Below are 24,106 nucleotides of genomic sequence, written 5' to 3' on the forward strand. Positions count from 1 at the left end.
CTTGGTTCGAGCGTGGCGCCCGTTCAGTGTTGCTGCGATTTACGGTAGGCCATAACACCGGCTACCGTATAGAAACTGCCGAAAACCACAATTCTATCATTCTCTGACGCCCGCTTTAGCGCATCTTGGTACGCCTCTGCGGGCGTGGCGTAGCGCGTCACAGTGCTGTCGGCGCTGTCGCCCACGCCTTGCGCGTGCAAGGCGGCTTCCAGTTCTTCCGCTGATGCCGCTCGCGGCGTCGGCAGATCCGTTACACACCAGTGATCGATCTCGCCCTTCAGATGCGCGAGCACGCCGGCAATATCCTTATCGCCCATCATGCCGAACACCCCGTACGTGTACGGAAAAAAGCCCATGTTGCCGAGGTTCTGGCTCAGCACGGCAGCCGCATGCGGATTGTGGCCGACGTCCAGCACGACTGCCGGTTTACCCGGCAGGACCTGGAAACGTCCTGGCAATTCGACGTTCGCGAGACCGAGCCGGATGTCCTGGGCCGAGACCGGCAGACGATCGCGGAGCGCCTCCAGACCGGCCAGCGCCGCGGAGGTATTGATCAACTGATTCGCGCCGCGCAGCGCCGGATAGGCGAGCGCGGACCGCCGCAGCGTCGGGCCGACGTAGCTCCATTGCTGGCGCTCGCTGCCGGCCTGCCCTTCGTAGCGGAAATCGCGGCCGAATAACCACAATTCGGCGCCAATCTGGTCGGCATAGTCGATCAGCGTTTGCGGCGGGACCGGGTCCGCACAGATCGCCGGCTTGCCGGCCCGGAAAATACCAGCCTTTTCGAGCGCGATTTTCTCTCGCGTGTCGCCGAGGTATTCGGTGTGGTCGATGTCGATGCTCGTGATGATCGCGCAATCGGCGTCGAGAATGTTCACCGCGTCGAGGCGGCCACCCAAACCGACTTCGAAAATCACCACGTCTAGTCCGCGCGACGCAAAGAGGCTCATGATCGCCAGCGTCGTGAATTCGAAGTAAGTGAGCGAAACCGGCTCGGCAAGGCTTGCCCGCGCGGTTTCGACCTTTTCGAAGTGCGACAGCAGCTCGGCGTCGCTCGCCACCTCGCCGTTTATCCGCGCGCGCTCGTTAAACGACAGCAAATGCGGAGAAGTATGACAACCCACGGTAAAACCGGCGCGCAACAGAATCGATTCGAGGATCGCGCACGTCGAGCCTTTACCGTTCGTTCCGCCGACCGTGATCACCGGGCACGCGAACGACAGCTGCATCGCGTCGCGCACCTGACTGATGCGCGTGAGACCCATGTCGATGCCGACCGGATGCGCGGATTCAAGGTGCGTGAGGCACGCGTCGAGGGTGGGGAATGTGGTCATCGGGTGAATCGCGAGAAAATCATTGAGCGGTGCGACGAACATGCGCGGGACGGCACATGGTGCTGCAGGTGAGACCGTGATTATCCCGGAAATGACAGCGCGCCGCTTGATTGCTCACGCGGCGCGCTGTTTTTGCTGCTTTTCAACGAGGACGACGTTCGACGGGCCGTGCCCGTCAAGCGACGATTACGCGACGGCGTCCGCCGGCTGATGGCTCAGCAACGCCATGAGTTGAGCGAGTTCTTCGCGCAGCTTGCGACGGTCCACGATCATGTCGATGGCGCCCTTCGTCAGCAGGAACTCGGCGCGCTGGAAGCCTTCCGGCAGTTTTTCACGCACGGTTTGTTCGATCACACGCGGGCCGGCGAAGCCGATCAGCGCCTTCGGTTCCGCGATCACGACGTCGCCGAGGAACGCAAAACTCGCCGAGACACCGCCCATGGTTGGGTCGGTCAGCACCGAGATGAACGGCAGCTTGGCTTCGGCCAGCTTGGTCAGCATGGCGGTGGTTTTCGCCATTTGCATCAGCGAGAGCAGGCTTTCCTGCATCCGCGCGCCGCCCGAAGCGGTGAAGCAGATGAACGGCACTTTTTGCTCGAGCGCGTTCTGGGCGCCGCGCGCGAAGCGCTCGCCGACCACCGAGCCCATCGAGCCGCCCATGAACGAGAATTCGAAGCAGGCTACGACAACTGGCAGCGTGTGGATCGCGCCGCCCATGACGACCATTGCGTCGGTTTCGTCGGTGTCGTCCATCGCCTCTTTCAGGCGGTCTGGGTACTTGCGGCTGTCTTTGAACTTGAGGGCGTCGACCGGGACGATTTCCTGACCGATTTCATAGCGGCCTTCAGGATCCAGCAAGCCGTCCAGCCGCTCGCGCGCGCCGATACGCATGTGGTGATCGCACTTCGGGCAAACGTGCAGGTTGGCCTCGACGTCGTTGCGGTACAGCACAGCTTCGCACGACGGGCACTTGATCCACAGGCCTTCCGGAATCCCCTTGCGGTTCTTTGGGTCGGTTTGTTTGATTTTCGGCGGCAGCAGCTTATCGAGCCAGCTCATATTCAATCCTTCTGGGGTCAACGGTCGAGCAAACGGCGGGACAAACCCGCCGCTCGCACTACAGACGACAAAATTACTGTTATCGGGCGGTCGCGATGCTATCGAGCGCCTCGCGCACTTCGGCGACGAAGCGCGTGAGCGTCCCGGCGGCAGCCTCGGGAGCCGTCTGCTCGAGCAATTGCACGATACGGCTGCCGATCACAACGGCGTCGGATACTTCGGCCACGAGACGCGCCGTTTCGGCGTCACGGATGCCAAAACCGACGCCCACCGGCAAGGGCACGCGCGACTTGATGGCCGGGATTTTACTCGCGATGCTGGAAACGTCCAGATTTGCCGCTCCGGTCACGCCTTTCAACGAGACGTAATAGACGTAGCCGCTGGCTATTTTGCCGACTTCCGCGATACGTTCGTCGGTCGACGTGGGCGCCAGCAAAAAGATCGGGTCGATGCCCGCGGAGCGCATTTTTTCGGCGAAGTTAGCGCATTCTTCCGGCGGATAGTCGACCACCAGCACACCGTCGACGCCCGCTTCCTTCGCTTCCTTCGCGAAGGCTTCAGCGCCCATGCGTTCGATGGGATTGGCGTAGCCCATCAGCACGACCGGCGTGGTGTTGTTGGTCTCGCGGAAGCGTTTCACGTCGGCGATCACGTGGCGCAGCGACACGCCGTGTGCGAGTGCCCGCTCGGACGACTGCTGGATGACCGGACCGTCCGCCATTGGGTCGGAAAACGGCACGCCGAGCTCGATCACATCGGCGCCGCCTGCGGCAAGCGCGTGCATGAATTCGACCGTGCGGGCTGGATCCGGATCGCCGGCTGTCATGAACGGAATCAGGCCTTTTTTGCCTTGCGCAGACAGCGCGTCGAACGTGTTCTTGATACGGGACATGGAGTTATTCTCGATTAAGCTACTGCTGCGCTGGCGCTCGGCGCGTTGCGTCATTGAACTTCGGTTTGCCGCTGAGCCTTGGGTTTGGCCGGCCGACGCGGTGCGGGCGTGGAAGCAGCCGCGCTCACGCGTTCGCGCGCTATCGCGCAGTAACTTTCATTGATCTCATAGCCGACGAATTCGCGCTGCTGACGGGCGCAAGCGACTGCGGTGGTGCCGCTGCCCATGAAAGGATCGAGCACGCGGCCGCCCTTCGGACAACTTGCCAGCACCATTCGCTCGACAATCTCCAAAGGCTTTTGCGTGGGATGATCGACGCGCTCGGCGTGTTGCCGGTGCAGCCTCGATACAGACCAGACGTCCTTCGGATTATAGCCAAGCTCCAGCCACTTACTGCCCTCGAACAACTTACGCGAACGAGCCTTCTTCGTGACTGCATCGTACGGGATGCGGACGGGATCGAGGTCGAAATAGTAATCTTTCGACACCGCGAAAAAGCCGATGTTGTCGTGCACCGAAGTAAACCGGCGGACCGTTCCGCCCATGCTCGGCACGCGCCGGTCCCAGATGATTTCGTTGATCATCGTGAGTTTTGTCTTCAGGAAGCTGAAGATTTCCGGTGCGTACTGCCACGTGCAAAAGATATAAAGCGAGCCCGACGGCTTGAGCTTCGGGATTGCCAGCTCCAGCCAACCGCGCGTCCAGGCGAGAAAATCGTCGCCGGTTCGCATGTCGGAGTCGTTGCCATAATCCTTGCCGAGCCCATATGGCGGATCGCATAGGATCAGGTCGATCGACCCGTCGGGAATGTTCGCTACATCGGTCAGAAAATCGCGGTTCAACAACTGGATGCCCGCAGGCACCTGCGGCAAAAGCAGAGCAGGCACGCCGGGCGTCAGAGGCTCGCCGGCCGGCGCTATTTCAGTGGTCGCCGGTTGCGGCTCGTCGAACTCGTCACGCATCGTTGCGGTGCTCAGAACTGGATGCCCGATCGCTCGGCGACCGTGTGCATGTCCTTGTCGCCGCGGCCCGACAGGTTCACCAGAAGGTGCTTGTCCTTGGGCAGCGTCGGCGCGAGCTTCGTGGCGTAAGCCAGCGCGTGGCTGGACTCCAGCGCCGGAATGATGCCCTCGATGCGGCAGCAGTCGTGAAACGCCTTGAGCGCTTCTTCGTCGGTGATACCAACGTATTGGGCGCGGTTGATCTCTTTTAGCCACGCATGCTCAGGTCCGACGCCCGGATAATCGAGGCCCGCCGAGATCGAATGTGTCTCGATGATCTGCCCGTTCTCGTCCTGAAGCAGATAAGTACGGTTACCGTGCAGAACCCCCGGACTGCCGCCGATCAGCGAGGCGGCGTGACGGCCCGACTCGATGCCGTCGCCCGCTGCTTCCACGCCGATGAGCTTGACCGCAGTGTCATCGATGTACGGGTAAAAAATGCCCATTGCGTTCGAACCGCCGCCAACGCACGCGATCACCGCGTCAGGTTGCCGTCCAATGAGTTCGGGCATCTGCACTTTGCACTCGTCGCCGATCACACGCTGGAAGTCGCGCACCATCATCGGATAAGGATGCGGCCCCGCCACCGTGCCGATGATATAGAACGTGTTTTCGACGTTCGTCACCCAGTCGCGCATTGCTTCGTTCAGCGCGTCCTTCAGCGTGCGCGACCCCGACTCGACCGGCACAACGGAGGCGCCGAGCAGCTTCATCCGGTACACGTTCGCGGCCTGGCGGCGCACGTCTTCGGCGCCCATGTAGACCACGCATTCCATACCGAAACGCGCGGCGATGGTCGCCGTGGCGACGCCGTGCTGGCCGGCGCCGGTTTCGGCGATCACGCGCGGTTTGCCCATGCGCTTGGCCAGCAATGCCTGGCCGATCACGTTGTTGATCTTGTGTGCGCCAGTGTGATTAAGGTCTTCGCGCTTGAGAAAAATCTGCGCGCCGCCCAACAATTCGCTCCAACGCTGCGCGTGGTAAATCGGCGACGGCCGGCCAACGAAATACTTCAGTTCGCGCTGGTATTCGGCGACGAACTCAGGATCTTTCTGGAATTTCTCGTAGGCAGCACGCAGCTCGTCGAGCGCGTGCACAAGCGTTTCAGCGACGAACACGCCGCCAAACTGGCCGAAATGGCCTCTTTCGTCAGGCAAGTTGTACATGGTGATCACTCATATCTGGCGCGCGGCAGCTTTGAGGTGCCGCGCCGCGAAATCATCCGGCATCAGCCGCGCGCACCGCGCGCACGAATGCCGCCATCCGGGCGTGATCTTTCACGCCCCTGGCGCCCGGTACTTCGATGCCGCTCGAGACATCGACCGCGTACGGGCGCACGCGATGGATCGCGTCACTGACGTTTTGCGCGTTCAACCCACCACTCAAAACGGCCCGACGCGCGAGCTCTGCTGGAATAAGTGACCAATCGAAAACCTTCCCGCCGCCGCCATAGCCTTCGACATGGGTGTCGAACAGAAAGCCACTGGCAGCTGAATAGTTGAGAGCCGATTTTACCAAATCAGCCGGTTGAGTATCCGCCGCAACTCGCAGCGCGCGCAACCAAGGCAAACCCGCAACGCTGGCGAGCGATTCGCACTGGTCCGCCGTCTCGTCGCCGTGAAACTGCAGCAGCGAAAGCCCGACGTTACTGACTACCTCGCGCATCCAGTCTGGCGTGGGGTTCACGAACAAGCCGACCACCGACACGAACGGCGGCACTTGATGCACAAGCTCGACGGCCTGCGCAACGCTCACTGAACGCGGGCTCGGTGGGTAGAACACGAGGCCGATGGCGTCGGCGCCGAGATCTATCGCGCAGCTGACGTCCGCGGGTTTCGACAGCCCGCACAGCTTGATGCGCGTGCGCCGCGGAATGCCTTGCTCAGGCGCGGCAGCGCCGGCGTCATTCGCGAGGCTGTCGGTCCCGTGATTTTCAAAGTTCATGATGTGCCTGCTCGTTCCATACGGTACTCCACGGCACGCTGCCGGTCTGCGGCGCGGGCACCGCGAAGTGCTCAGGATAGCCCACTTGCGCGAGATACAACCCGTCCGGCATGAAGGTCGGCGCCGCCGATTCGCGGTCGCGGCTCGCGAGCACTTCGGCCATCCACGCGACGGGGCGTCGACCCTTGCCGACGTAGACCAGGCACCCCATCAGGTTGCGCACCATGTGATGCAGGAACGCGTTAGCCCGGAAGCGGAAGTGGATGAAGTCGCCCTGTTGCTGAATGTCGATCTGATACAGATGCTTGACCGGCATCTTGGCCTGACATTGCGACGAGCGAAACGCCGAAAAGTCGTGTTCACCAATCAAAAGGGCGGCGGCTGCCCGCATCGCGTCTATATCGAGCGACGTGTGCACCCAACCGGCGCGCGCTGCGAGCATCGGCGAGCGCACGGGATGCACGTACAACAGATAGTAATACGTGCGCTCGAACGCCGAAAACCGCGCGTGGAACGCTTCCGGCATCGGCTTCGCCCACTGCACGGAGATTGTTTTCGGCAAAAACGAGTTCGTCCCGCGAATCCACGAAATGTCCGCCCGGTCGAGCTCCGTATCGAAATGCACGACCTGGCCGAGCCCGTGCACGCCCGTGTCCGTGCGACCGGCGACGACAGTATGCACCGGCGTCTGTGCGAATTCGCGCAGCGCCTTTTCGAGCTCGTCCTGAACCGTGTTGCCATGCGGCTGCGACTGCCATCCGCAGAACGCCGAACCGTCGTACTGGACGCCTAAAGCAATCCGCTTCACGACAACGGAGCGAGCGTCGAGAGCAACGCGCGGGCGTCGTTGCGCGTGCCCGGATCGTTTGACTCGATCACTTCGTTAATCAGCGTGCGTGCGCCGGCAAGGTCGCCCAGTTCGATGTACTCGGCCGCCAGGTCCAGCTTGTTGCGTGCGATGCGCGCAAGGTCGGCAGGCGTGAACGCCGGCAGCGGCTGGGCCGGGCTTGGCGGCAACTCCAGATCGAAATCGAGCTTCAGCGCGCCGAAGCCCGCTGTGCCCAGGTTGCCGGCACCGAGACCTGCCACGGCAGCACGGCCGGCGGTCCCGGCTGCGATTTCGTCGGCCGCATGCGGGGCTTCCTCCGCATCGGGCGGCAGCACGGCTTGCCGCGCTGTCGCTTCCTGAGACGCGACGGGCTGTGTGCTCAGCGACTCCGGCGCATGAACGGTTTCTGCCGCCGATTCCACGCGCGGCGGCAGGGGCATATCGAGACTGCCGAATGCATCAAGGGCATCGCGCGGGAAGTCCGCCGGCGCCTGGACGCGCGGCTGGTCGGCCGCTGCCGGTTGCGCGGGAGTGTCGACTTGATCGTCGTGGACTTGCGCGGTTGTCGCCAGCGGTTGAGGGCTCAAAGGCTCCATCGGCTCGGCCGGCAACGGCTCGTCGTCCCATTCGAGACGATGCGAAAGCGGTTCCGGCTCCCATGCTTCGTTAACCGGCTCGAGCGGCTCGAGCGGCAGCGCGTCGGCGCCTAGCTCGGCGGCGGCGTCGAGGCTGGCGACCGTGGTCGCGGCGTCCAGTTCGTGGTGGAGTTGGGCCGGCGGGAGTTCGGATTGTTCCAGTGCAGCGGCTTCCGCGCGCGCGGCGTGGTCCTCGCTTAGCTCGGCGCTCGGCGCCGGGAAGTCCGCCGATGGCTCATGCCCTCCGGCCGGCTGCGCCGTCTCGCGCACGCCCGCGACCTCGTCGGCAGCGAATTGCGCAGCATCCGGCTCTGCTGCTCCCAACTCCGCCGCCTGGCGCGCTTCAGCCTCGCGCGAAGCGGCTGCGCGAATCTCCGCCTCGCGCTCTGCGGCAACACGCTCCGACATTTCCCGAGCGGCGGCTTCGCCCTCGGCAGCTTCGCGCTCGGCGGCGGCCATCGCGGCCGCATGCTGCGCGGCGGCGGCGTCCGCGCCGGTCAGATTCGGCTCGGCCGCGTCGTCTGCAGGCACAACCCGATTGGACGGCTCAGCCGCGCCGGACGCCGCTATGCCGTCCGCTGATGCAGCGTGTTCCTCCTGCGCCAGACGCTCACGCTTGCGCCGGCCAAGACGCAAGGCGGTCAACAGCACGACCAGCGCAGCGCCGACCGCCGCGGCGATCGCAAGGTTCGTCTGCGAAATGCCAGTGTCGTTCGACGTGGCGGATGCAGTGCCAGGATGACTGGCCACGACCGCGGCAGACGACGCGCCCCCCGCCGATTGCGTGCCGCTTGCAACAGGCGCGACCGGCGCTGCGGGAGCCTTGCCGATGCCGTGCTTCTGCAACTCCATCAGCACGCGATTCTTGAGCGCGAGCAACTGCTGCAAGCTCGACACTTGCGCGCGCGGCTGCGAGGCGCCAGTGGCTGCGGCTGCCTCGCTTGCCGAAGGCTGGACCGAGCCGGCCCACACATGCGTGCCGCTCGCAGCCGATGTAGCTTGCGATCCGGCAGCAGCAGCCGACGATGCCGCGTCGCTCGACACAGCGGAGCTTGCGTCGCTAGCCGAGCCCTGAACCGCAGGCGCGGGCGACGTCGCAGCTTGCGTAGCGGGGCTTTGCCCGCCTGCTGCACTCGCCGCTGGTGCATTGCCCGGCGCGGCGCTGCTTGCGCCGGACCCGACTGCCGCATTCGCCGCCGAGCCACTGTCGGCCGTCGACGCCGATGCCGGAGCCGCTGCAGAGGCGGCAACTGCGCCCGACGCGTCCAGCGCCGGCACGTTCAGCACTGAGCCCAATCGCAAGCGGCTCGGATCGTGACCCATGAAGGCGCTCGGATTCGCGTCGAAGAGCGCACGGGCCGCGCGAGCGAGCGTGGCGCGGTCGTGTGACTGCGTGACGGCAATCGCCACGTCATTCAGCGACTGACCGGGCCGCACCGTGTATTGGCCGCCAGTCGCAGAGGAGACGGCCGTGGTTCCGGAGGCGGATACCGAAGCGCCTTCCGGCGCGCTCGCTGCGTCGACGGGCGCGGCCATGGCGCTGCTCGAAGCGGCGCCAGCCAGCATCAACGCCAAAGCGGCTGCGACCGCAAGGCGGCCGGTATCTGGGCGCGCAAACATGGCCCGAAGGGAAGAGAGTCGAAGATTCATCGGGACTCCTGGCGCGTCAGCGCGCGGCCCTTTTTTGCGGTTATAAAAAGACAAGATATTCGGAGCACACAAATGAAAAAAGCGCCGCGCAAGCGCGACGCTTCTTGAGTTTTCTACGCGTCGTGACCGCGTAGTTTACTTTACTTGTCGAGCACAATGCGAAGCATACGGCGCAGCGGCTCGGCCGCGCCCCACAACAGCTGGTCGCCGACCGTGAATGCCGACAGATATTCGCCGCCCATAGCCAGCTTGCGCACCCGGCCGACCGGCACCGTAAGCGTTCCCGTGACCACTGCCGGCGAGAGGTCGCGCATGGACGCTTCGCGCTCGTTCGGGACAACCTTGACCCAGTCATTGCCCGAAGCGAGGATGCTGTTCACTTCGTCGAGCGGCACGTCCTTGTTCAGCTTGATGGTCAACGCCTGCGAGTGGCAACGCATTGCGCCGATCCGCACGCACAGGCCGTCTACCGGAATCGAACCCGGCGTGCCCATGGCCGGCTTGCCGAGAATCTTGTTGGTTTCGGCGCCGCCCTTCCACTCTTCCTTCGACATGCCGTTGCCGAGGTCTTTGTCGATCCACGGAATCAGCGAGCCGGCGAGCGGCACACCGAAGTTGTCGGTCGGCATGCGGTCGCTATTCATGGCGGACAACACGCGGCGGTCGATATCGAGAATCGCCGACGACGGATCAGCCAGATCTTCTTTGGCTGCGCCGTATAGCGTGCCCATTTGCTGCAGCAATTCACGCATGTTTTGCGCGCCCGCGCCCGACGCGGCCTGATACGTCATGGCCGTCATCCAGTCGACGAGGTTTTCGCGGAACAGGCCACCGAGCGCCATCAGCATCAGGCTGACCGTGCAATTACCGCCGATGAAATTCTTCTGCCCCTTCACAAGCGCGTTCTTGATCACGTCGAGGTTGACCGGATCGAGAATGATGACCGCGTCGTCCTTCATGCGCAGCGACGAAGCCGCGTCGATCCAGTAGCCGTTCCAGCCGGCCGCGCGCAGCTTCGGGAACACCTCGTTCGTGTAGTCGCCGCCTTGGCAGGAGATGATTGCTTCGCACTTCTTCAGGTCTTCGATGCTTGTTGCATCTTTGAGCTTGGTCTCGTTTTTGGCGAACGACGGCGCGTTGCCGCCCGCGTTGCTGGTGCTGAAAAACACCGGTTCGATCAAGTCGAAATCACCTTCCTGTTGCATGCGTTGCATCAGGACGCTGCCGACCATGCCGCGCCAACCTACGAGACCTACGTTCATGACTTCATACCCTTCGAGTGGAAACTTCCCCGCATCTTTGCCCGCAGTGACCGCGCGGGGAAGATGAGCGGGCACGACGGACGATCAGCGCTTCGTGATCGTTTTCGGGGTAATCGTTTTATTGGATGTTGCGGTGGTAATGGCGAGCTTAACCACACGGGCCGTTTTGCCGTGCAGTTTCGAAATCGAGGAGATTTTTGCCGTTTGTGCCATCGCTACAATATACACGAAAACCGGAATCCGGCGACGTCAATGTCCGTCGCTGCCGTCCGTATTACGCACGAATCAGCCTTTTTGAAGGCCGATTCGCGTTTTTGAGGCTGATTAGTGACCTGACCGAGCGAACTGACTGCTCTTCCGTCAAGCCAGGCGCGCAGCCAAAAGCTGGTACGCGCGCGACCGGTAGTTACAGCGCCGCGACCACGGCGTCGCCCATTGCGACAGTGCCGACCTGCTTGCAACCGGGCGTCAGAATGTCGCCGGTTCGGTAGCCTTGTTCGAGCACCTTCTTTACCGCATTTTCGATGCGATCTGCCTGCTCGGCCTTGTTCAGCGAATAACGCAGCATCATGGCCGCCGACAAAATGGTGGCGAGCGGATTCGCGACGCCCTTGCCCGCGATGTCCGGCGCGGAACCGTGCGACGGCTCGTACAAGCCCTTGTTGTTCTTGTCGAGCGAGGCCGACGGCAGCATGCCGATCGAGCCCGTCAGCATTGCCGCTTCGTCCGAAAGAATGTCGCCGAACATGTTGCCGGTCACGATCACGTCGAACGACTTCGGCGCCTTGACGAGTTGCATCGCGGCGTTGTCGACGTACATGTGCGACAACTCGACGTCGGCGTATTCCTTCGACACGTCGATCATGACGTCTTTCCAGAATTGCGACGTTTCGAGCACATTGGCTTTATCCACCGATGTGAGCTTCTTGCCGCGCTTCTGCGCGGCCTGAAACGCGACGTGGGCGATGCGGCGCACTTCGGGCTCCGAGTAGCGCATCGTGTCGAAGCCTTCCTTCGAGCCGGCGAACAGGCCGTCCGGCGCTTCGCGCACGCCGCGCGGCGCGCCGAAGTAGATGTCGCCGTTCAACTCGCGCACGATCAGAATATCCAGGCCCGAAACGATCTCTTCCTTCAGCGACGACGCACCGGTCAATTGCGGATAGCAGATTGCCGGACGGAAGTTCGCGAACAATTGCAAATGCTTGCGCAGACCGAGAATCGCCTGCTCGGGGCGCAGCGCGCGTTCGAGCTTGTCGTACTTCCAGTCGCCGACGGCGCCGAACAGAATGGCGTCGGCTTCCTTAGCGAGCGCGAGCGTGGAATCGGGCAGCGGATGACCCTTCGCCTCGTAGCCCGCGCCGCCAACCGGCGCTTCTTCCAGTTCAAACTTTTCGCCAAGCACGTTCAGAACCTTCACGGCCTCTTTGACGATTTCGGGACCGATGCCGTCGCCCCGCAGCACTGCGATCTTCATGCGAATTCCTTAATGATTTTCTTCCAGGCTTCGAGCCCGAGCTAACAGGCGCCTCAAGCACTCAGGCGCGCAAGTCTTAACCGACGATGCGATGCGCGAGCCACGGCTGCTTCGCGATACGCTCGGCTTCGTACTGGCGAATCTTGTCGGCATGACGCAGCGTGAGGCCAATGTCGTCGAAACCGTTCAGCAGGCAGTACTTGCGGAACGCCGCGACTTCGAACGGATATTCGGTGCCGCCGTCCGAAGTGCGCACGACTTGCGCTTCGAGGTCGATGGTCAACTGAAAACCGTTGAACGCATACGTTTCGTTGAACAGGTGATCGACCTGCTGTTCGCTCAGCACGATCGGCAGCAAGCCATTCTTGAAGCAGTTGTTATAGAAGATGTCGGCGAAACTCGGCGCGATGATCGCGCGAAAGCCGTATTGCTGAAGCGCCCACGGCGCGTGCTCACGCGAGCTGCCGCAGCCGAAATTCTTGCGCGCGAGCAGCACCGAAGCGCCCTGATAACGCGGCTGGTTCAGGACGAAGTCCGGATTCAGCGGACGCTTCGAATTGTCCTGACCCGGCTCGCCGTGGTCGAGATACCGCCATTCGTCGAACGCGTTCGGACCGAAACCCGTGCGCTTGATCGACTTCAGGAATTGCTTCGGAATAATCGCGTCCGTGTCGACGTTCTCGCGATCGAGCGGCGCCACGACGCCGGTGTGTACGGTGAATTTATCCATGACGCTTGCGCCTGTTTCAGGACCGGGCGATGCGCGTGGCGGCATGAAAGCCGCTCGCCGCATCGCCGGCGAAAAATCAAAAACCGGTTATTTTTCAGCGTGATTGCTGATCGAATTGCCGAGGTGCGACATGTCCTGCCCAAATCCGTGCACCGTGTTGCAGCCGGTCAGACCGAGCAGTAGCCCAGCCAGAGTACCGAGCGCGAAGCGGCGCAAAAGAGCGGTGCGATTCATGTTCTTCATCATGCGATTTATCCCAGCTTGCGAATATCGACAAAATGCCCTTCGATGGCCGCGGCTGCGGCCATGGCGGGGCTCACGAGATGGGTACGGCCACCGGCGCCCTGACGACCTTCGAAATTACGATTCGACGTGGACGCGCAACGCTCGCCCGGATCCAGCCGGTCGGCGTTCATCGCGAGACACATCGAGCAGCCCGGCTCACGCCATTCGAAACCAGCGTCTGTAAAGACCTTGTCGAGGCCTTCACGTTCCGCCTGCGCTTTCACCAGACCCGAACCCGGCACAACCATGGCGAGACGGATGTTCGGCGCGACGCGGCGACCCAGCTTCTTCACGACGTAAGCCGCAGCGCGAATGTCTTCAATGCGCGCGTTGGTGCACGACCCAATGAAGATTTTATCCGGCTTGATCGACTCGATCGGCGCATTCGGTTCCAGCGCCATGTATTTGAGCGCGCGTTCCATTGCATCGCGCTTGACCGGGTCTTTCTCGCGCTCGGGATCCGGCACGCGGCCGTCTACGGCCGTGACCATTTCCGGCGACGTGCCCCAGGTAACCTGCGGCACGATGTCCGCCGCGTTGAGCTCGACAACGCGGTCGAACTGCGCGCCTTCGTCCGACTTGAACTGCTTCCAGTACTCGACCGCGTGATCCCACTCCGCGCCTTGTGGCGAGAACGGGCGGCCCCTCAGATATTCGATGGTCGTGTCGTCGACCGCGACCATGCCCGCACGCGCGCCCGCTTCAATCGCCATGTTGCAGACTGTCATGCGACCTTCCATGGACAGCGAGCGAATCGTCGAGCCGCCGAATTCGATGGCGTAGCCAGTGCCGCCCGCGGTGCCGATCTTGCCGATGATCGCGAGCACGATGTCTTTCGCCGTGCAGCCGCGCGGCAACGGCCCCTCTACCTTCACCAGCATGTTCTTGCTTTTCTTCTGCAAGAGCGTTTGCGTGGCGAGCACATGCTCGACTTCCGACGTGCCGATGCCGTGCGCCAGCGCGCCGAACGCGCCGTGCGTGGACGTATGCGAGTCGCCGCAGACGATCGTCATGCCCGGCAGCGTAGCGCCCTGTTCCGGCCCGATGATGTGCACGATGCCCTGACGCAGGTCGTTCATCTTGAACTGCGTGATGCCGTAGGCGTCGCAGTTCGAATCGAGCGTATCGACTTGCAGCTTCGAGACCGGGTCGGCGATGCCGTGGCTGCGGTCAGTGGTGGGCACGTTATGGTCCGAAACGGCCAGATTCGCGCTGATGCGCCACACCGGACGCTGAGCCAGCTTCAGACCTTCGAACGCCTGGGGGCTGGTCACTTCGTGCAGCAGGTGACGGTCGATATAGAGAATCGTCGTGCCGTCTTCTTCGGTGTGGATCACGTGTGTGTTCCACAATTTGTCGTAGAGAGTCTGTGCCATGGTATGCGGGGTAGTAATGACTGCGGGCTGACTGTGTCGGTCGATTATGCCACGCAAAGTCTCGCCCCGGGGCGCCCCGCGATGGGAAAAAGCGATAAAAAACAGTGAGTTGGGTGGTAGTGCCGATACCTGTATCGACGTTACCCTGATGAGCGAGGAGATCGTGGTGGTGTTTGCACGAGGAATCTGTTCCCACAGAAACTTTGCGGCGCATCACGAGGAACAGTGTTAGCGGTTGGTCGACGGATTGATTTCAAACGCAATGCACGATGAATGACCGACTCGCTCAGCGGAACGGCGCGACAGCTTTCAGTGTTCGAAACGGTGGCAAGTACGATTAGAATGGACGAGCCCCGGTTTGCGCACGAGCGACGCCTTTGATCCGACGCGAATAGAAGGACAAAAAAATGGAACGACAGTCCGACTCTCGTCCTCCCCGCCCGACAGATGCCGGCCCCCGACAGTCTGCACCGACCCACCTCGCTGACATGCTCGACAGCTTGAGCGATGGACTCATGTCGATCGACAGGTCGTGGCGTTTCACCTATCTCAACCACACAGCTGAACGATTCCTGCAGCAGGAACGGCAAAATCTGCTTGGCCGCGACATATGGCAGTGTTACCCGGACCTGGTAGGCTCCGGCTACTATCGCGTCTATCAGGAGACGGCGGCAACGGGTCTTCCCGGCCGGCACACTGACTATTACGCACCGCTCGGCACGTGGTTTGAGGCTCGTTCGTTTGCGCACGACGATGGCATTTCCGTGCTCTTTCGCGACGTCACACGTGAACGCGAGCACGCGGCGCAACTGGAATTCGAAGCGAGCCACGACTATCTGACCGGGTTGGCGAACCGGCGCAAGTGCATGGAAGTTCTGTCACGCGCGGTCGCTGAGGCCGCTTCGCCTCGCTCTACGCACGATGCTTCGGATGCGGTCCTGTTTATCGACCTGGACCATTTCAAGGAAGTCAACGACGCCTTTGGTCATGCTGTCGGCGATGAACTGCTGCGCGGCTTTGCGAAAAGGCTGATGGCCATTCCCGACCCTGCGTTTTTCGCCGCACGCGTAGGGGGCGACGAGTTCGTTCTGTTGTTACGCAATACCACCGAAAGCGCGGCGGAAGCGTTCGCGCATGCGGTGCTTCGCGAACTTGCAGCGCCATTCGAAGTATCCGGAAGATCCATCTCACTGTCGGCCAGCATTGGCATCGCGCTGTTGCGAGAAGCGCCGGATTCGGCGGAGACGTTGCTGAATCACTCGGACGCGGCTATGTACGCAGCGAAGTCATCTGGACGTTTTCAGGTGCGCTCGTACGACGGAGCCCTCGATAGGGGCGTGCGTGAGCGCCTTGCTTTGCGCATGGATCTTCGTGAAGCGTTCGAGGCAAACCAGTTCGAGCTTCATTTCCAGCCTCAGATATCACTTACGAACGATTCCGCAATCGGTGTCGAGGCACTTCTTCGCTGGCGCCATCCTGAACGAGGGTTGCTGACTCCGCACGCATTCCTCGAAGTCTTACTTGAGTCCCCTTATGAAGGAACGCTCGTCGAATGGCTGCTCAATGCAGTTTGCCAGCATATTGCTGCATGGCGAGGACAGGGCATATCCGTACCGCGAGTCGGCCTCAATCTGTCGGCTCGGCAACTTCTGAGCGTGGGTCTTACAGACAGGATTCTCCATATCGCGAGGAAATACGACGTTTCCCCCTCAATGATCGACATTGAGGTCACGGAGGATTCGCTGGTAAGCGATATCGAAAAGGCAACGTCGATTCTGTCCGCGCTGAAGCAAGCGGGCATATCCACATCGCTGGACGACTTTGGCTCTGGGTACTCCAGCCTCGGCTATCTGGTCCGACTGCCTATCGACACGCTGAAGATCGACAAGTCGTTTGTTCGAGCACTGGCCGAGTCACAGAAGGCGTCGACGGTCATTCGAGGCATTGTCGGTCTCGCACGTTCGCTGGGCATGAAAACTATCGCGGAAGGCGTCGAGTGCCAACACCAGGCCGAAGAGCTGAAGGACGCCGGGTGCGATGCCATTCAAGGCTATGTGGTCAGCCGCCCGCTTGACTCGAAGGCCCTGGCGGAATTCATGTTACGAGTGTCGTAGCGCGATTGAAAGTAATGTAGGCGACTTCAGCTTGCAACTGCGTGATGCTGATAATGCGGCCCGCCTGCTGTTTGTTCCAGGTCGACTTGCCGCGGCTTTGACCGCACGGCGGCGGCTGTGACGACCGGTCCGAAAGCAGCAGAGCGAAGTGGCAAGCGGGCTTTCGCACCCGGAGCATTTCTCGGGTTGTGCCGTGCACACGAATGCTCTCCGATCGACCCGGCGGGAAAGCACATCGACAGCGAACGCAGTACACTCCATGACGGACTTGCAATGCTTGCAACAGCACAAGACATAAGCGCTGACACACAGTCAACACGCCGTTGCGCTCGAGCAAATGATCTCGACTCCCACTTCCGCTGCACGCGTCAGTGATCGATGGATACATTACAGAACATGCGCGTTTTCGTGCGCGTAGTGGAGGCCGGCAGTTTCACCGCCGCTGCTCAGTCTTTTGATTCGACGACCGGCGCCATGTCACGCGCAGTCTCCGAACTGGAGGCTCGTCTGCGCACGCGCTTGCTCAATCGCTCCACACGCCGTCTCGCGCTCACCACCGCAGGCGAGCGTTATCTCAAGCGATGTCAACAGATTCTTGCGGACATCGACACAGCGGAAGAAGAAGCGAGTGGTGCCCACGAACGCCCGAGCGGCGCGCTCCGGATGCATAGCTTTGCGAGTATCGGACAACACTATGTGCTGCCCGCCATCGCGCACTATCGCGCGCTTTATCCCGAAGTGACCGTTGAACTGACACTGTCGCAGCGCATGCCGGATCTATTCGAAGGCAGCGCGGATGTCGCGGTGATTGGTGCTTCTGCGCTACCCGATTCCGACCTCGTTTCCCTTCAGCTTGGGACGACGTTCAGCATACTGTGCGCATCGCCCGCGTATGTGAGAACGCACGATGCGCCGCAGCGGCCGGCGGATCTCGCTGACCATGAGTGCCTGATTCTGCAAACGCCCGCGTTCGCGCCGCACGAGTGGATACTCGACGGGCCCAACGGCAGTGAGGCGATGCAGATCGACGGCCCGGTGCAGGTGAATATCGCGGAGTCACTAGTCGTTGCGATCGGCGAAGGCATGGGCATTGGCATGGTGCCGCTTTACGCGGCAATCGCCGGATTGAGGGATGGCACGTTAGTCCGCGTATTGCCGGACTACACGCTGCAGAAGATGAACGTTTATGCGCTGTATCCGTCGCGGAAGTTTATCGACGCGAAGACGAGGACATGGGTGGAGTTTTTGCGTGCGCATTTGCCGAAAGTGATAGCCCGCGACGAGGCATTGCTGGCTGAGATTGGCCGGACAGATAGCGGCAGCGACGCGCGGCCGCGAGCAAAGCGCGGCCATACATAGCTCTGTTACGACCTTGCAGATATCCAAGTAACTCACAAGCGACGTGTTGAAGTGTCAGCCTTTTGCAGAGGCGCAATGAGCTCCTCCGAACCAGGGTTTACCCAAATCCAAGAACAATCTTCTGCACGGAGCACCCTTAATTTTAAGCGCCTGCTTATCTAGACTGTGATCACTGGTTTACGAACAGGGCTGTTCGTAGCAGGACAAACAAGTCTGGAGGTAGGTAATCATGAAGTCCCTTATTCACGCCGTTGTCGTTGCCGCTGCCCTTGCTGCTCCGGTAGTGTCGTTCGCGCAATCGAATGGGTCAGTCACCCGTGCACAGGTACGCGCCGAACTGATCCAGTTGCAAAGCGCGGGCTATCACGTTGGTGACGGCGACAACGCACACTATCCCGAAGCCATTCAGGCTGCTGAAGCCAAGGTTGCCGCGCAGAACGGCGCGACAAGCGGTTACGGCGGTGAGGTGAAGGGTTCGTCGGAAGCAGGACACCCGTCAGTGACAAATGCGGACTGGAACGCGATGTACAACCACCCGTAATGCATTAGTTTTGGTTGTGCGGGGCAGATGCAAAACTATCTGGCCGTCCGCGCCGTCGGGTTCCGTCGTGGATCGACATGCGGTCGGTCACGTGTCGCCGGAACTCGGCAAGCCCGTATGCTCAGGCTAAGTGCACTGTCGTTTGGCGTCGTAGCGTGCTGGATGGTGGATGGGCGCTGCCATCACATGACGAAGGCGGCGAGTCGGGTCAATTATCGCCCTGCTCGCCTTCGCCTGCCCCTGCCCTTTGCCGTCGCTGCGCAAGCGCAACGCGCTCGCGTTCCGCTTGCGCAGCCGTTGCGTCGATCGGGTCATCACGCTGCCGCATCAGCCAGTAGACGCTTCCCAGCGCCACCAGCGCAAACGCAAGCGCCGCGATCTGGGCGGGCGCACCGGCAGGATCGAGAATGATAAATTTGCGGGCGATAGCCAGCAGCGCAACTAGAAGCACTGTTTTGACCTGCACGATGTGATTGCGCCGGGTCATCACGCGCGTAATCGAATGTTTGAATTCCATAGCGATCAACAGCGTCATGATCATGCCGAAAACGGTCTGATACACCGCGTGATCCAGCGGATTCAGCGCGTTTGAAACCAGCAACAAAATCACCGCGCGAATCAACTGCCAGAGCGACACGAGGATGATGATAGAAATCACCACACTCAGCACATGCGTGACGATCTGCTCGAATCGCTCATAAAAGGTGAGCAGATCCCACTGTACGCGTAACGTATCGAGATCCTTACGCAGCCAGCTTTTCTTTCTTTCCATGATTTGGCTCCGCAGCGGCCGGATTGTCCAAGCATACCCGGATTAACGACTAGACTTGAAGCATCGTAGACGCATGCGCGGCAACAAGAGCGTATGCGTCACTCAATCGGAAGACGCGGAAGAAGCGCGCGACCCGACGTAAAGGAACGCTCGGCGGAAAACGAACAAAATCCGGGAGTATCGCGAAAGACGCCCACTCGCCGTGTGCTTACGATGCACGAATATGGCGGACCGCAGTTATCCCAACGCGGCCGCCTGCTCGTGAGCCGAGTGGAACGAAAGAAGCTCGTGAACGTCCTCAAAGGCGGAGAGCATGTTCATGGTTAGAATCTATGGACCCATGCGCAGCGCAAACGGCTACGCAATACGCGACTTCCTGCATCGGAGCGACATTCCGTTCGAATGGATCGAGCTGCGCAGCGATAAAGAAGCGGAGGAACTGGCGCACGTTCAGCATCTTTCCGATTCGCGCTTGCCGGTTTGCGTCTTCCACGACGGCACGCGGCTCGAATGTCCGACCATCCGGCAAATCACCGAAAAGCTCGGCTGGTTCGCAAGTCCATCCCATGAAGCCTACGACCTCGCGATTTACGGCGCGGGACCAGCGGGATTGAGCGCGGCTGTGTACGGTGCATCGGAGGGGCTGCAAACGGTATTGGTGGAGCGTTGGGCACTCGGCGGCCAGGCAGGCAGCAGCTCGAAAATCGAGAACTACCTGGGCTTTCCACAGGGCTTGAGCGGCGCGGAACTCGCTGAGCGAGCGCGCGTTCAGGCCATCAAGTTCGGCGCGGAAATCCTGCTGGCGCGCGCCGGCGTGCACGCAGAGTTTCCGCCAGGCCGTGGCATCGTATATCTGGAAGACGGCACACGTATCACGGCGCGCACGTCTATCTGCGCGACCGGGGTGGCATATCGCACGCTGGCCCTGGCGGGTGAAGAGCGCTTTCTCGGCGCGGGGCTCTACTATGGCGCCGGTGCGAGTGAAGCCGAGCTGATCGATGGCGAAGACGTATATGTAGTGGGCGGCGGCAATTCGGCGGGACAGGCCGCCATGCATTTTTCGCAGTCCGCCAACCGCGTCTACATGCTCGTGCGTGCCACATCGCTTAAGAACACGTTGTCGCAATACCTGGTGGATCGCATCACGTCCGCGCCGAACATCGAAGTACGCACGTGCACCGAAGTTACAGCGCTCGCAGGCGATGACGTGTTGGAGGAAATCACGCTGACCGATATCCGCACCGGCCGGCAAAGCACGGTAAAGACGAACTGGCTATTCGTCTGCATTGGCGGTATGCCACAGACCGAGTGGGCGCAGGAGGTCGGCATTGTCCGCGATGAAGGCGGCTACCTCGTGACCGGTCCTGACTTGCAGGAGTATCGGGCGCACTTGAACTGGCCGCTAGAACGCGCGCCGCTGCATCTGGAAACATCTATGCCCGGCGTATTCGCAGCAGGCGACGTGCGTCACGCGTCGATCAAGCGCGTGGCGTCAGCAGTGGGCGAGGGGGCAATGGCTGTCGCGCTGGTGCATCGCTATCTCAATAGCGCTTGAGCGGACGCTCAACCTTGATCCACGCGCGTCTGCACGTAGCTTGTCCGAGGAGTACGAACATGACCCCTGGTTGCACGCACCAAGGCGCGGCCCGCATTTTCCACACGTCCATCGACTATTGCCAGGACTGTGTGAAGCTCGGCCAGCCGTGGGTACATTTGAGGCTTTGTCTTTCGTGCGGACACGTCGGCTGTTGCGATTCGTCGCCTAACCGGCACGCAAGCAAACATTTTCTCGCGACCGGCCATCCGCTGGTACGTTCAATCGAACCCGGCGAAACGTGGATCTGGTGTTATCGCGACGAGATCGTTGTAGGTGAACTTGAGTCGTGACGGCAAAACCGGCCGCACGTGCGGCCGGCTTTGCGATCTTCGGCATGCCCGCGTCACGCATGCGCCGGTGCCTGTTTCGGCGCCTCGCTGGGCGATTCTGCGGGCGCTGCTCCTTTTTGCACACGCACCGAATGCGTACCCGAATCGTAGGTCATTGTGACCTTGTCGCCGTCGCGCACGTCGCCTCGTAGCAGCGCATCGGCGAGTTCCGATTCCACTTCGAGCCGAATCTTACGTTTGAGCATCCGCGCGCCGAACTCGGGGTCATAGCCGATCTGCGCAAGGTGATCGCGCAAGCCATCGTCGAACGACAGATCGATGCCTTGGGCCAGCGCCGTACGCCGAACGCGCGCAAGTTGCAGATCGACGATGCTGCGAATCTGCTCCTTGCCGAGCGCATGAAACACAACCACCTCGTCGACGCGATTGAGAAACTCCGGCTTGAAATGATGCCGCAGGATTTCCATCAACCGGTCGCGCAGCGCAGGATAGTCGAGCTGCTTCGAGTCGGCCTTCATGTTGTCCTGGATCAGCTGTGAGCCAACGTTGCTGGTCGCGATGATGATCGTGTTGGTGAAATCGACCAGACGTCCCTTGCCGTCGGTGAGGCGCCCTTCGTCGAACAGTTGCAGCAGGATGTTGTGCACCTCCGAGTGCGCCTTTTCGATTTCGTCGAGCAGCACCACGCAATATGGCCTGCGCCGCACGCGCTCGGTGAGTTGCCCGCCTTCTTCGTAACCAACATATCCGGGCGGCGCACCAACTAGCCGTGCCACCGTGTGGCGCTCCGAATACTCGCTCATGTCGATGCGCACCAGCGCGTTCTCGTCGCCGAACACCGAAGCGGCAAGCGCCTTCGCGAGTTCGGTTTTGCCGACACCCGTAGGCCCCAGAAAGAGGAAGCTGGCAGTCGGTTTGCCGGCTTCCGTCAGACCGGCGCGGGAAAGCCGCACTGCTTTGGCGACCGCGGAGACGGCTTCATCCTGGCCGACCACGCGCTCTTTCAGGCGGTCTTCCAATCGCAACAGCTTTTCACGGTCCTGAGCAGTGAGTTCAGCCAACGGTACACCCGTGAGCGACGAAACGATCTGCGCAATGTCCTCCGCCGTGACTTCCTGCGAACTGGTGCCGCGCTCTTTCTTCCACGTTTCAGTGGCTTCATGCAGGCGTTTCTGTTCGGCGACGAGCTTTTCTTCCAGTTCCTTGGCCTTATCGAATTTCTTTGCAGCGCTGGCCGCGTCCTGTTCCTGTTTGATGCGGCGGATGGTCGCCTCGACATCATGCAATGGCTGCGGACGCGAATTCGACGAAATGCGCACGCGTGCAGCGGCCTGATCGAGCAAATCGATTGCCTTGTCTGGCAGAAAGCGTGCGGCGATATAGCGGTCCGAGAGCTTTGCAGCAGCATCGATCGCCTCTTCGGTGATTTTCACCTTGTGATGTGCTTCGAGCCGGTCGCGCAGGCCACGCAGAATCTCGATCGTTTCCTCGACGCTCGGCTCAGGCACCATCACTGGCTGAAAGCGCCGCTCCAATGCCGAATCCTTCTCAATGTACTTCTGGTATTCGTTCAACGTGGTCGCGCCCACGAGGTGCAGCTCACCGCGAGCGAGCGCGGGCTTGAAGACATTGCCGATATCCAGACCGCCTTCGCCGCCGCCCTGGCCGGCGCCGACAATGGTATGCAGTTCGTCGATGAACACAACCAGACGGTCCTGGTTCTCTATGATCTCGTCCAGGACCTGCTTGACGCGTTCCTCGAACTCACCACGATACTTCGCGCCTGCCACGACGCTATTGATATTCAGTTCGACCACGCGCTTGCCACGCAGCACTTCAGGCACCTGGTCCTGAGCAATGCGCTGCGCAAGGCCTTCGACGATGGCGGTCTTGCCCACACCGGGCTCGCCGATCAGCACCGGATTGTTCTTGCGCCGCCGCGCGAGCACTTCAATGGTGGTTTCGATTTCCTTGTCACGGCCGATCACCGGATCCAGCTTGCCTTGACGCGCAAGCGCGCTGAGATCGCGCGCGTACTTGTCGAGCGTGGGCGTGGTGGAGCGGTCTTCCATCTTGCCGTCTTCGGCACCCATGCCGACCACCTTGACCGCTTTTTGCCGCAGCGATGGGGACGACAGCCCGAGCTTGCGCAGCAATTCACCTGCAAAGCCGTCTTCTTCCTCGACGAGCCCAATCAGAATGTGTTCCGGTCCGACGTAGCTGTGCCCCAGTTCCTGCGACGCCTTCAATGCGTTTTCCAGTGCACTTTTGGCGCGCGGCGACACGCCGATCTGCTCGTTGTCGCTCGGCTCCTTGCGGGTGCCGCGCGGCGCGGTCTGGTCGATGGTCTTCTTGATCTCTTCGGGATCGAGCTTGAATTCCCGCAGGATTTCCTGCACGACATTGTTATCGGCGAGCGCCAGCAACAGATGTTCCGTATCGACCTCGTTCTTGCCGTATTCGACGGCTGCTTGCGCCGCGGCTTGCAGGCGGTCCAGACCGCTCTGGCTCAGGTAAGTCTGCAGGTCCACCGCTTCACGCGCCCGGCGATGGCGGCGTGTCCGGCCGCCCGACTGTCCGCCCGCCGTATCGCCGATTTGCCCACTACCGGTGCCTGTATCCTGATCCGCGCCGCCGGATTGTCCGGGCGCGCGTCTAATGCGTGACCGGTTACTCCGGCCGTCTTCCATCTGTGGCCACATGTCGTCGAACAGACTGTCGAAAAGTCCGCCATGAAAGAGGGACTCGAGCGGCGACAGGCGGCGCTGATTGCGCGCCATGAACTCCATGTAGTGCTGATCGCACAGCATCAGCTGACGGCGTTGGCCGTTTTCGGTGATCGTGATCTGCGAGGTCGCGGGCTTTCCACAAACACTGCACTCGGCCATGATGATCTCCTGTCGTCCGTGAGCGCATCGCTCCCCGGGCGGTTAATGGGTGGGTGGAAAAATATCTGTTCCCG

Annotated in this window: 20 protein-coding genes; 5 read left to right on the top strand and 15 right to left on the bottom strand. The window is 61.4% G+C overall.

Annotated elements, in window-relative coordinates; all coding sequences use genetic code 11:
- Positions 1 to 23: 23 nt before the first annotated feature.
- The 13 genes from folC to leuC form a co-directional block, all read right to left on the bottom strand.
- Positions 24 to 1,334: a bifunctional folylpolyglutamate synthase/dihydrofolate synthase gene (folC, locus tag OH764_RS31265; RefSeq protein WP_498851335.1), complete on the bottom strand. Its 1,311-nt coding sequence runs from the start codon at positions 1,332 to 1,334 to the stop codon at positions 24 to 26.
- Positions 1,335 to 1,520: 186 nt separating this feature from the next.
- On the bottom strand, positions 1,521 to 2,393 hold the full coding sequence (gene accD, locus OH764_RS31270) for an acetyl-CoA carboxylase, carboxyltransferase subunit beta (RefSeq protein WP_012428630.1): 873 nt from the start codon (positions 2,391 to 2,393) through the stop codon (positions 1,521 to 1,523).
- 79 nt (positions 2,394 to 2,472) lie between these two features.
- Positions 2,473 to 3,285 carry a tryptophan synthase subunit alpha gene (gene trpA, locus OH764_RS31275; RefSeq protein WP_498849889.1) on the bottom strand — a complete coding sequence of 271 codons (813 nt, stop codon included), beginning with the start codon at positions 3,283 to 3,285 and terminating at the stop codon, positions 2,473 to 2,475.
- Between the two features lie 50 nt (positions 3,286 to 3,335).
- Positions 3,336 to 4,247, bottom strand: coding sequence for a DNA-methyltransferase (locus tag OH764_RS31280; RefSeq protein WP_498849890.1), 912 nt, complete (start codon positions 4,245 to 4,247; stop codon positions 3,336 to 3,338).
- An 11-nt stretch (positions 4,248 to 4,258) separates the two neighbouring features.
- Entirely contained in the window at positions 4,259 to 5,452 is a 1,194-nt protein-coding gene (trpB, locus tag OH764_RS31285; protein WP_498849891.1) for a tryptophan synthase subunit beta, read from the bottom strand.
- Positions 5,453 to 5,504: 52 nt separating this feature from the next.
- The gene (locus OH764_RS31290) at positions 5,505 to 6,230 is read right to left on the bottom strand and encodes a phosphoribosylanthranilate isomerase (RefSeq protein WP_498849892.1); all 726 of its coding nucleotides are present in this window, start codon (positions 6,228 to 6,230) and stop codon (positions 5,505 to 5,507) included.
- Complete coding sequence (truA, locus tag OH764_RS31295) at positions 6,220 to 7,038, bottom strand: tRNA pseudouridine synthase A (RefSeq protein ID WP_498849893.1); 819 nt, start codon at positions 7,036 to 7,038, stop codon at positions 6,220 to 6,222. The genes OH764_RS31290 and truA overlap by 11 nt, the downstream gene beginning before the upstream one ends.
- Positions 7,035 to 9,344 carry a motility hub landmark protein FimV gene (locus tag OH764_RS31300; RefSeq protein WP_498849894.1) on the bottom strand — a complete coding sequence of 770 codons (2,310 nt, stop codon included), beginning with the start codon at positions 9,342 to 9,344 and terminating at the stop codon, positions 7,035 to 7,037. Before OH764_RS31300 ends, truA begins: the two co-directional genes overlap by 4 nt.
- 140 nt (positions 9,345 to 9,484) lie before the next feature.
- A complete protein-coding gene (gene asd, locus OH764_RS31305) occupies positions 9,485 to 10,606 on the bottom strand; it encodes an aspartate-semialdehyde dehydrogenase (protein ID WP_027805102.1) in 1,122 nt (373 codons plus the stop codon).
- A 406-nt stretch (positions 10,607 to 11,012) separates the two neighbouring features.
- The gene (gene leuB / locus OH764_RS31310; protein WP_498849895.1) at positions 11,013 to 12,080 is read right to left on the bottom strand and encodes a 3-isopropylmalate dehydrogenase; all 1,068 of its coding nucleotides are present in this window, start codon (positions 12,078 to 12,080) and stop codon (positions 11,013 to 11,015) included.
- 76 nt (positions 12,081 to 12,156) lie between these two features.
- Positions 12,157 to 12,810, bottom strand: coding sequence for a 3-isopropylmalate dehydratase small subunit (gene leuD, locus OH764_RS31315; protein WP_020071058.1), 654 nt, complete (start codon positions 12,808 to 12,810; stop codon positions 12,157 to 12,159).
- Positions 12,811 to 12,897: 87 nt separating this feature from the next.
- Positions 12,898 to 13,056 carry an entericidin A/B family lipoprotein gene (locus tag OH764_RS31320; RefSeq protein ID WP_020071059.1) on the bottom strand — a complete coding sequence of 53 codons (159 nt, stop codon included), beginning with the start codon at positions 13,054 to 13,056 and terminating at the stop codon, positions 12,898 to 12,900.
- A 5-nt stretch (positions 13,057 to 13,061) separates the two neighbouring features.
- Positions 13,062 to 14,471 carry a 3-isopropylmalate dehydratase large subunit gene (gene leuC, locus OH764_RS31325; RefSeq protein WP_498849896.1) on the bottom strand — a complete coding sequence of 470 codons (1,410 nt, stop codon included), beginning with the start codon at positions 14,469 to 14,471 and terminating at the stop codon, positions 13,062 to 13,064.
- A gap of 515 nt (positions 14,472 to 14,986) precedes the next feature.
- On the opposite strand from leuC, the gene OH764_RS31330 reads away from it, so the two are divergent.
- The 3 genes from OH764_RS31330 to OH764_RS31340 all read left to right on the top strand — a co-directional run bounded on the left by OH764_RS31330 (position 14,987) and on the right by OH764_RS31340 (position 18,485).
- On the top strand, positions 14,987 to 16,585 hold the full coding sequence (locus OH764_RS31330) for a putative bifunctional diguanylate cyclase/phosphodiesterase (RefSeq protein ID WP_498849897.1): 1,599 nt from the start codon (positions 14,987 to 14,989) through the stop codon (positions 16,583 to 16,585).
- Positions 16,586 to 16,963: 378 nt separating this feature from the next.
- On the top strand, positions 16,964 to 17,944 hold the full coding sequence (locus OH764_RS31335; protein ID WP_498849898.1) for a LysR family transcriptional regulator: 981 nt from the start codon (positions 16,964 to 16,966) through the stop codon (positions 17,942 to 17,944).
- A 229-nt stretch (positions 17,945 to 18,173) separates the two neighbouring features.
- On the top strand, positions 18,174 to 18,485 hold the full coding sequence (locus OH764_RS31340) for a DUF4148 domain-containing protein (protein WP_498849899.1): 312 nt from the start codon (positions 18,174 to 18,176) through the stop codon (positions 18,483 to 18,485).
- Positions 18,486 to 18,693: 208 nt separating this feature from the next.
- Here OH764_RS31340 and OH764_RS31345 read toward each other — a convergent pair whose 3' ends face one another.
- Positions 18,694 to 19,257, bottom strand: a complete 564-nt coding sequence (locus OH764_RS31345; protein ID WP_498849900.1) for a phosphate-starvation-inducible PsiE family protein — start codon at positions 19,255 to 19,257, stop codon at positions 18,694 to 18,696.
- A gap of 319 nt (positions 19,258 to 19,576) precedes the next feature.
- Here OH764_RS31345 and OH764_RS31350 point away from each other — a divergent pair, with 319 nt between their 5' ends.
- On the top strand, positions 19,577 to 20,812 hold the full coding sequence (locus OH764_RS31350) for an NAD(P)/FAD-dependent oxidoreductase (RefSeq protein WP_498849901.1): 1,236 nt from the start codon (positions 19,577 to 19,579) through the stop codon (positions 20,810 to 20,812).
- A 59-nt stretch (positions 20,813 to 20,871) separates the two neighbouring features.
- Positions 20,872 to 21,144: a ubiquitin carboxyl-terminal hydrolase family protein gene (locus OH764_RS31355; protein WP_498849902.1), complete on the top strand. Its 273-nt coding sequence runs from the start codon at positions 20,872 to 20,874 to the stop codon at positions 21,142 to 21,144.
- A 53-nt stretch (positions 21,145 to 21,197) separates the two neighbouring features.
- On the opposite strand, the gene OH764_RS31360 is transcribed toward OH764_RS31355, so the two are convergent.
- The gene (locus tag OH764_RS31360) at positions 21,198 to 24,032 is read right to left on the bottom strand and encodes an ATP-dependent Clp protease ATP-binding subunit (protein ID WP_498849903.1); all 2,835 of its coding nucleotides are present in this window, start codon (positions 24,030 to 24,032) and stop codon (positions 21,198 to 21,200) included.
- Positions 24,033 to 24,106: the final 74 nt, after the last annotated feature.

It is taken from the genome of Burkholderia sp. M6-3, assembly GCF_050858985.1.
Lineage (GTDB): Bacteria > Pseudomonadota > Gammaproteobacteria > Burkholderiales > Burkholderiaceae > Paraburkholderia > Paraburkholderia caledonica.

What these genes read in the sequence shown, in the direction of transcription:
- OH764_RS31335 (WP_498849898.1), top strand. Translation starts at nt 16,964, where the DNA reads ATGGATACATTACAGAACATGCGCGTTTTCGTGCGCGTAGTGGAGGCC.
- leuD (WP_020071058.1), bottom strand. Translation starts at nt 12,810, where the DNA reads ATGGATAAATTCACCGTACACACCGGCGTCGTGGCGCCGCTCGATCGC.
- OH764_RS31345 (WP_498849900.1), bottom strand. Translation starts at nt 19,257, where the DNA reads ATGGAAAGAAAGAAAAGCTGGCTGCGTAAGGATCTCGATACGTTACGC.
- OH764_RS31300 (WP_498849894.1), bottom strand. Translation starts at nt 9,344, where the DNA reads ATGAATCTTCGACTCTCTTCCCTTCGGGCCATGTTTGCGCGCCCAGAT.
- trpB (WP_498849891.1), bottom strand. Translation starts at nt 5,452, where the DNA reads ATGTACAACTTGCCTGACGAAAGAGGCCATTTCGGCCAGTTTGGCGGC.
- OH764_RS31320 (WP_020071059.1), bottom strand. Translation starts at nt 13,056, where the DNA reads ATGATGAAGAACATGAATCGCACCGCTCTTTTGCGCCGCTTCGCGCTC.
- accD (WP_012428630.1), bottom strand. Translation starts at nt 2,393, where the DNA reads ATGAGCTGGCTCGATAAGCTGCTGCCGCCGAAAATCAAACAAACCGAC.
- OH764_RS31290 (WP_498849892.1), bottom strand. Translation starts at nt 6,230, where the DNA reads ATGAACTTTGAAAATCACGGGACCGACAGCCTCGCGAATGACGCCGGC.
- OH764_RS31330 (WP_498849897.1), top strand. Translation starts at nt 14,987, where the DNA reads ATGTCGATCGACAGGTCGTGGCGTTTCACCTATCTCAACCACACAGCT.
- asd (WP_027805102.1), bottom strand. Translation starts at nt 10,606, where the DNA reads ATGAACGTAGGTCTCGTAGGTTGGCGCGGCATGGTCGGCAGCGTCCTG.
- trpA (WP_498849889.1), bottom strand. Translation starts at nt 3,285, where the DNA reads ATGTCCCGTATCAAGAACACGTTCGACGCGCTGTCTGCGCAAGGCAAA.
- OH764_RS31340 (WP_498849899.1), top strand. Translation starts at nt 18,174, where the DNA reads ATGAAGTCCCTTATTCACGCCGTTGTCGTTGCCGCTGCCCTTGCTGCT.
- OH764_RS31350 (WP_498849901.1), top strand. Translation starts at nt 19,577, where the DNA reads ATGGTTAGAATCTATGGACCCATGCGCAGCGCAAACGGCTACGCAATA.
- OH764_RS31360 (WP_498849903.1), bottom strand. Translation starts at nt 24,032, where the DNA reads ATGGCCGAGTGCAGTGTTTGTGGAAAGCCCGCGACCTCGCAGATCACG.
- folC (WP_498851335.1), bottom strand. Translation starts at nt 1,334, where the DNA reads ATGACCACATTCCCCACCCTCGACGCGTGCCTCACGCACCTTGAATCC.
- OH764_RS31355 (WP_498849902.1), top strand. Translation starts at nt 20,872, where the DNA reads ATGACCCCTGGTTGCACGCACCAAGGCGCGGCCCGCATTTTCCACACG.
- leuB (WP_498849895.1), bottom strand. Translation starts at nt 12,080, where the DNA reads ATGAAGATCGCAGTGCTGCGGGGCGACGGCATCGGTCCCGAAATCGTC.
- OH764_RS31280 (WP_498849890.1), bottom strand. Translation starts at nt 4,247, where the DNA reads ATGCGTGACGAGTTCGACGAGCCGCAACCGGCGACCACTGAAATAGCG.
- leuC (WP_498849896.1), bottom strand. Translation starts at nt 14,471, where the DNA reads ATGGCACAGACTCTCTACGACAAATTGTGGAACACACACGTGATCCAC.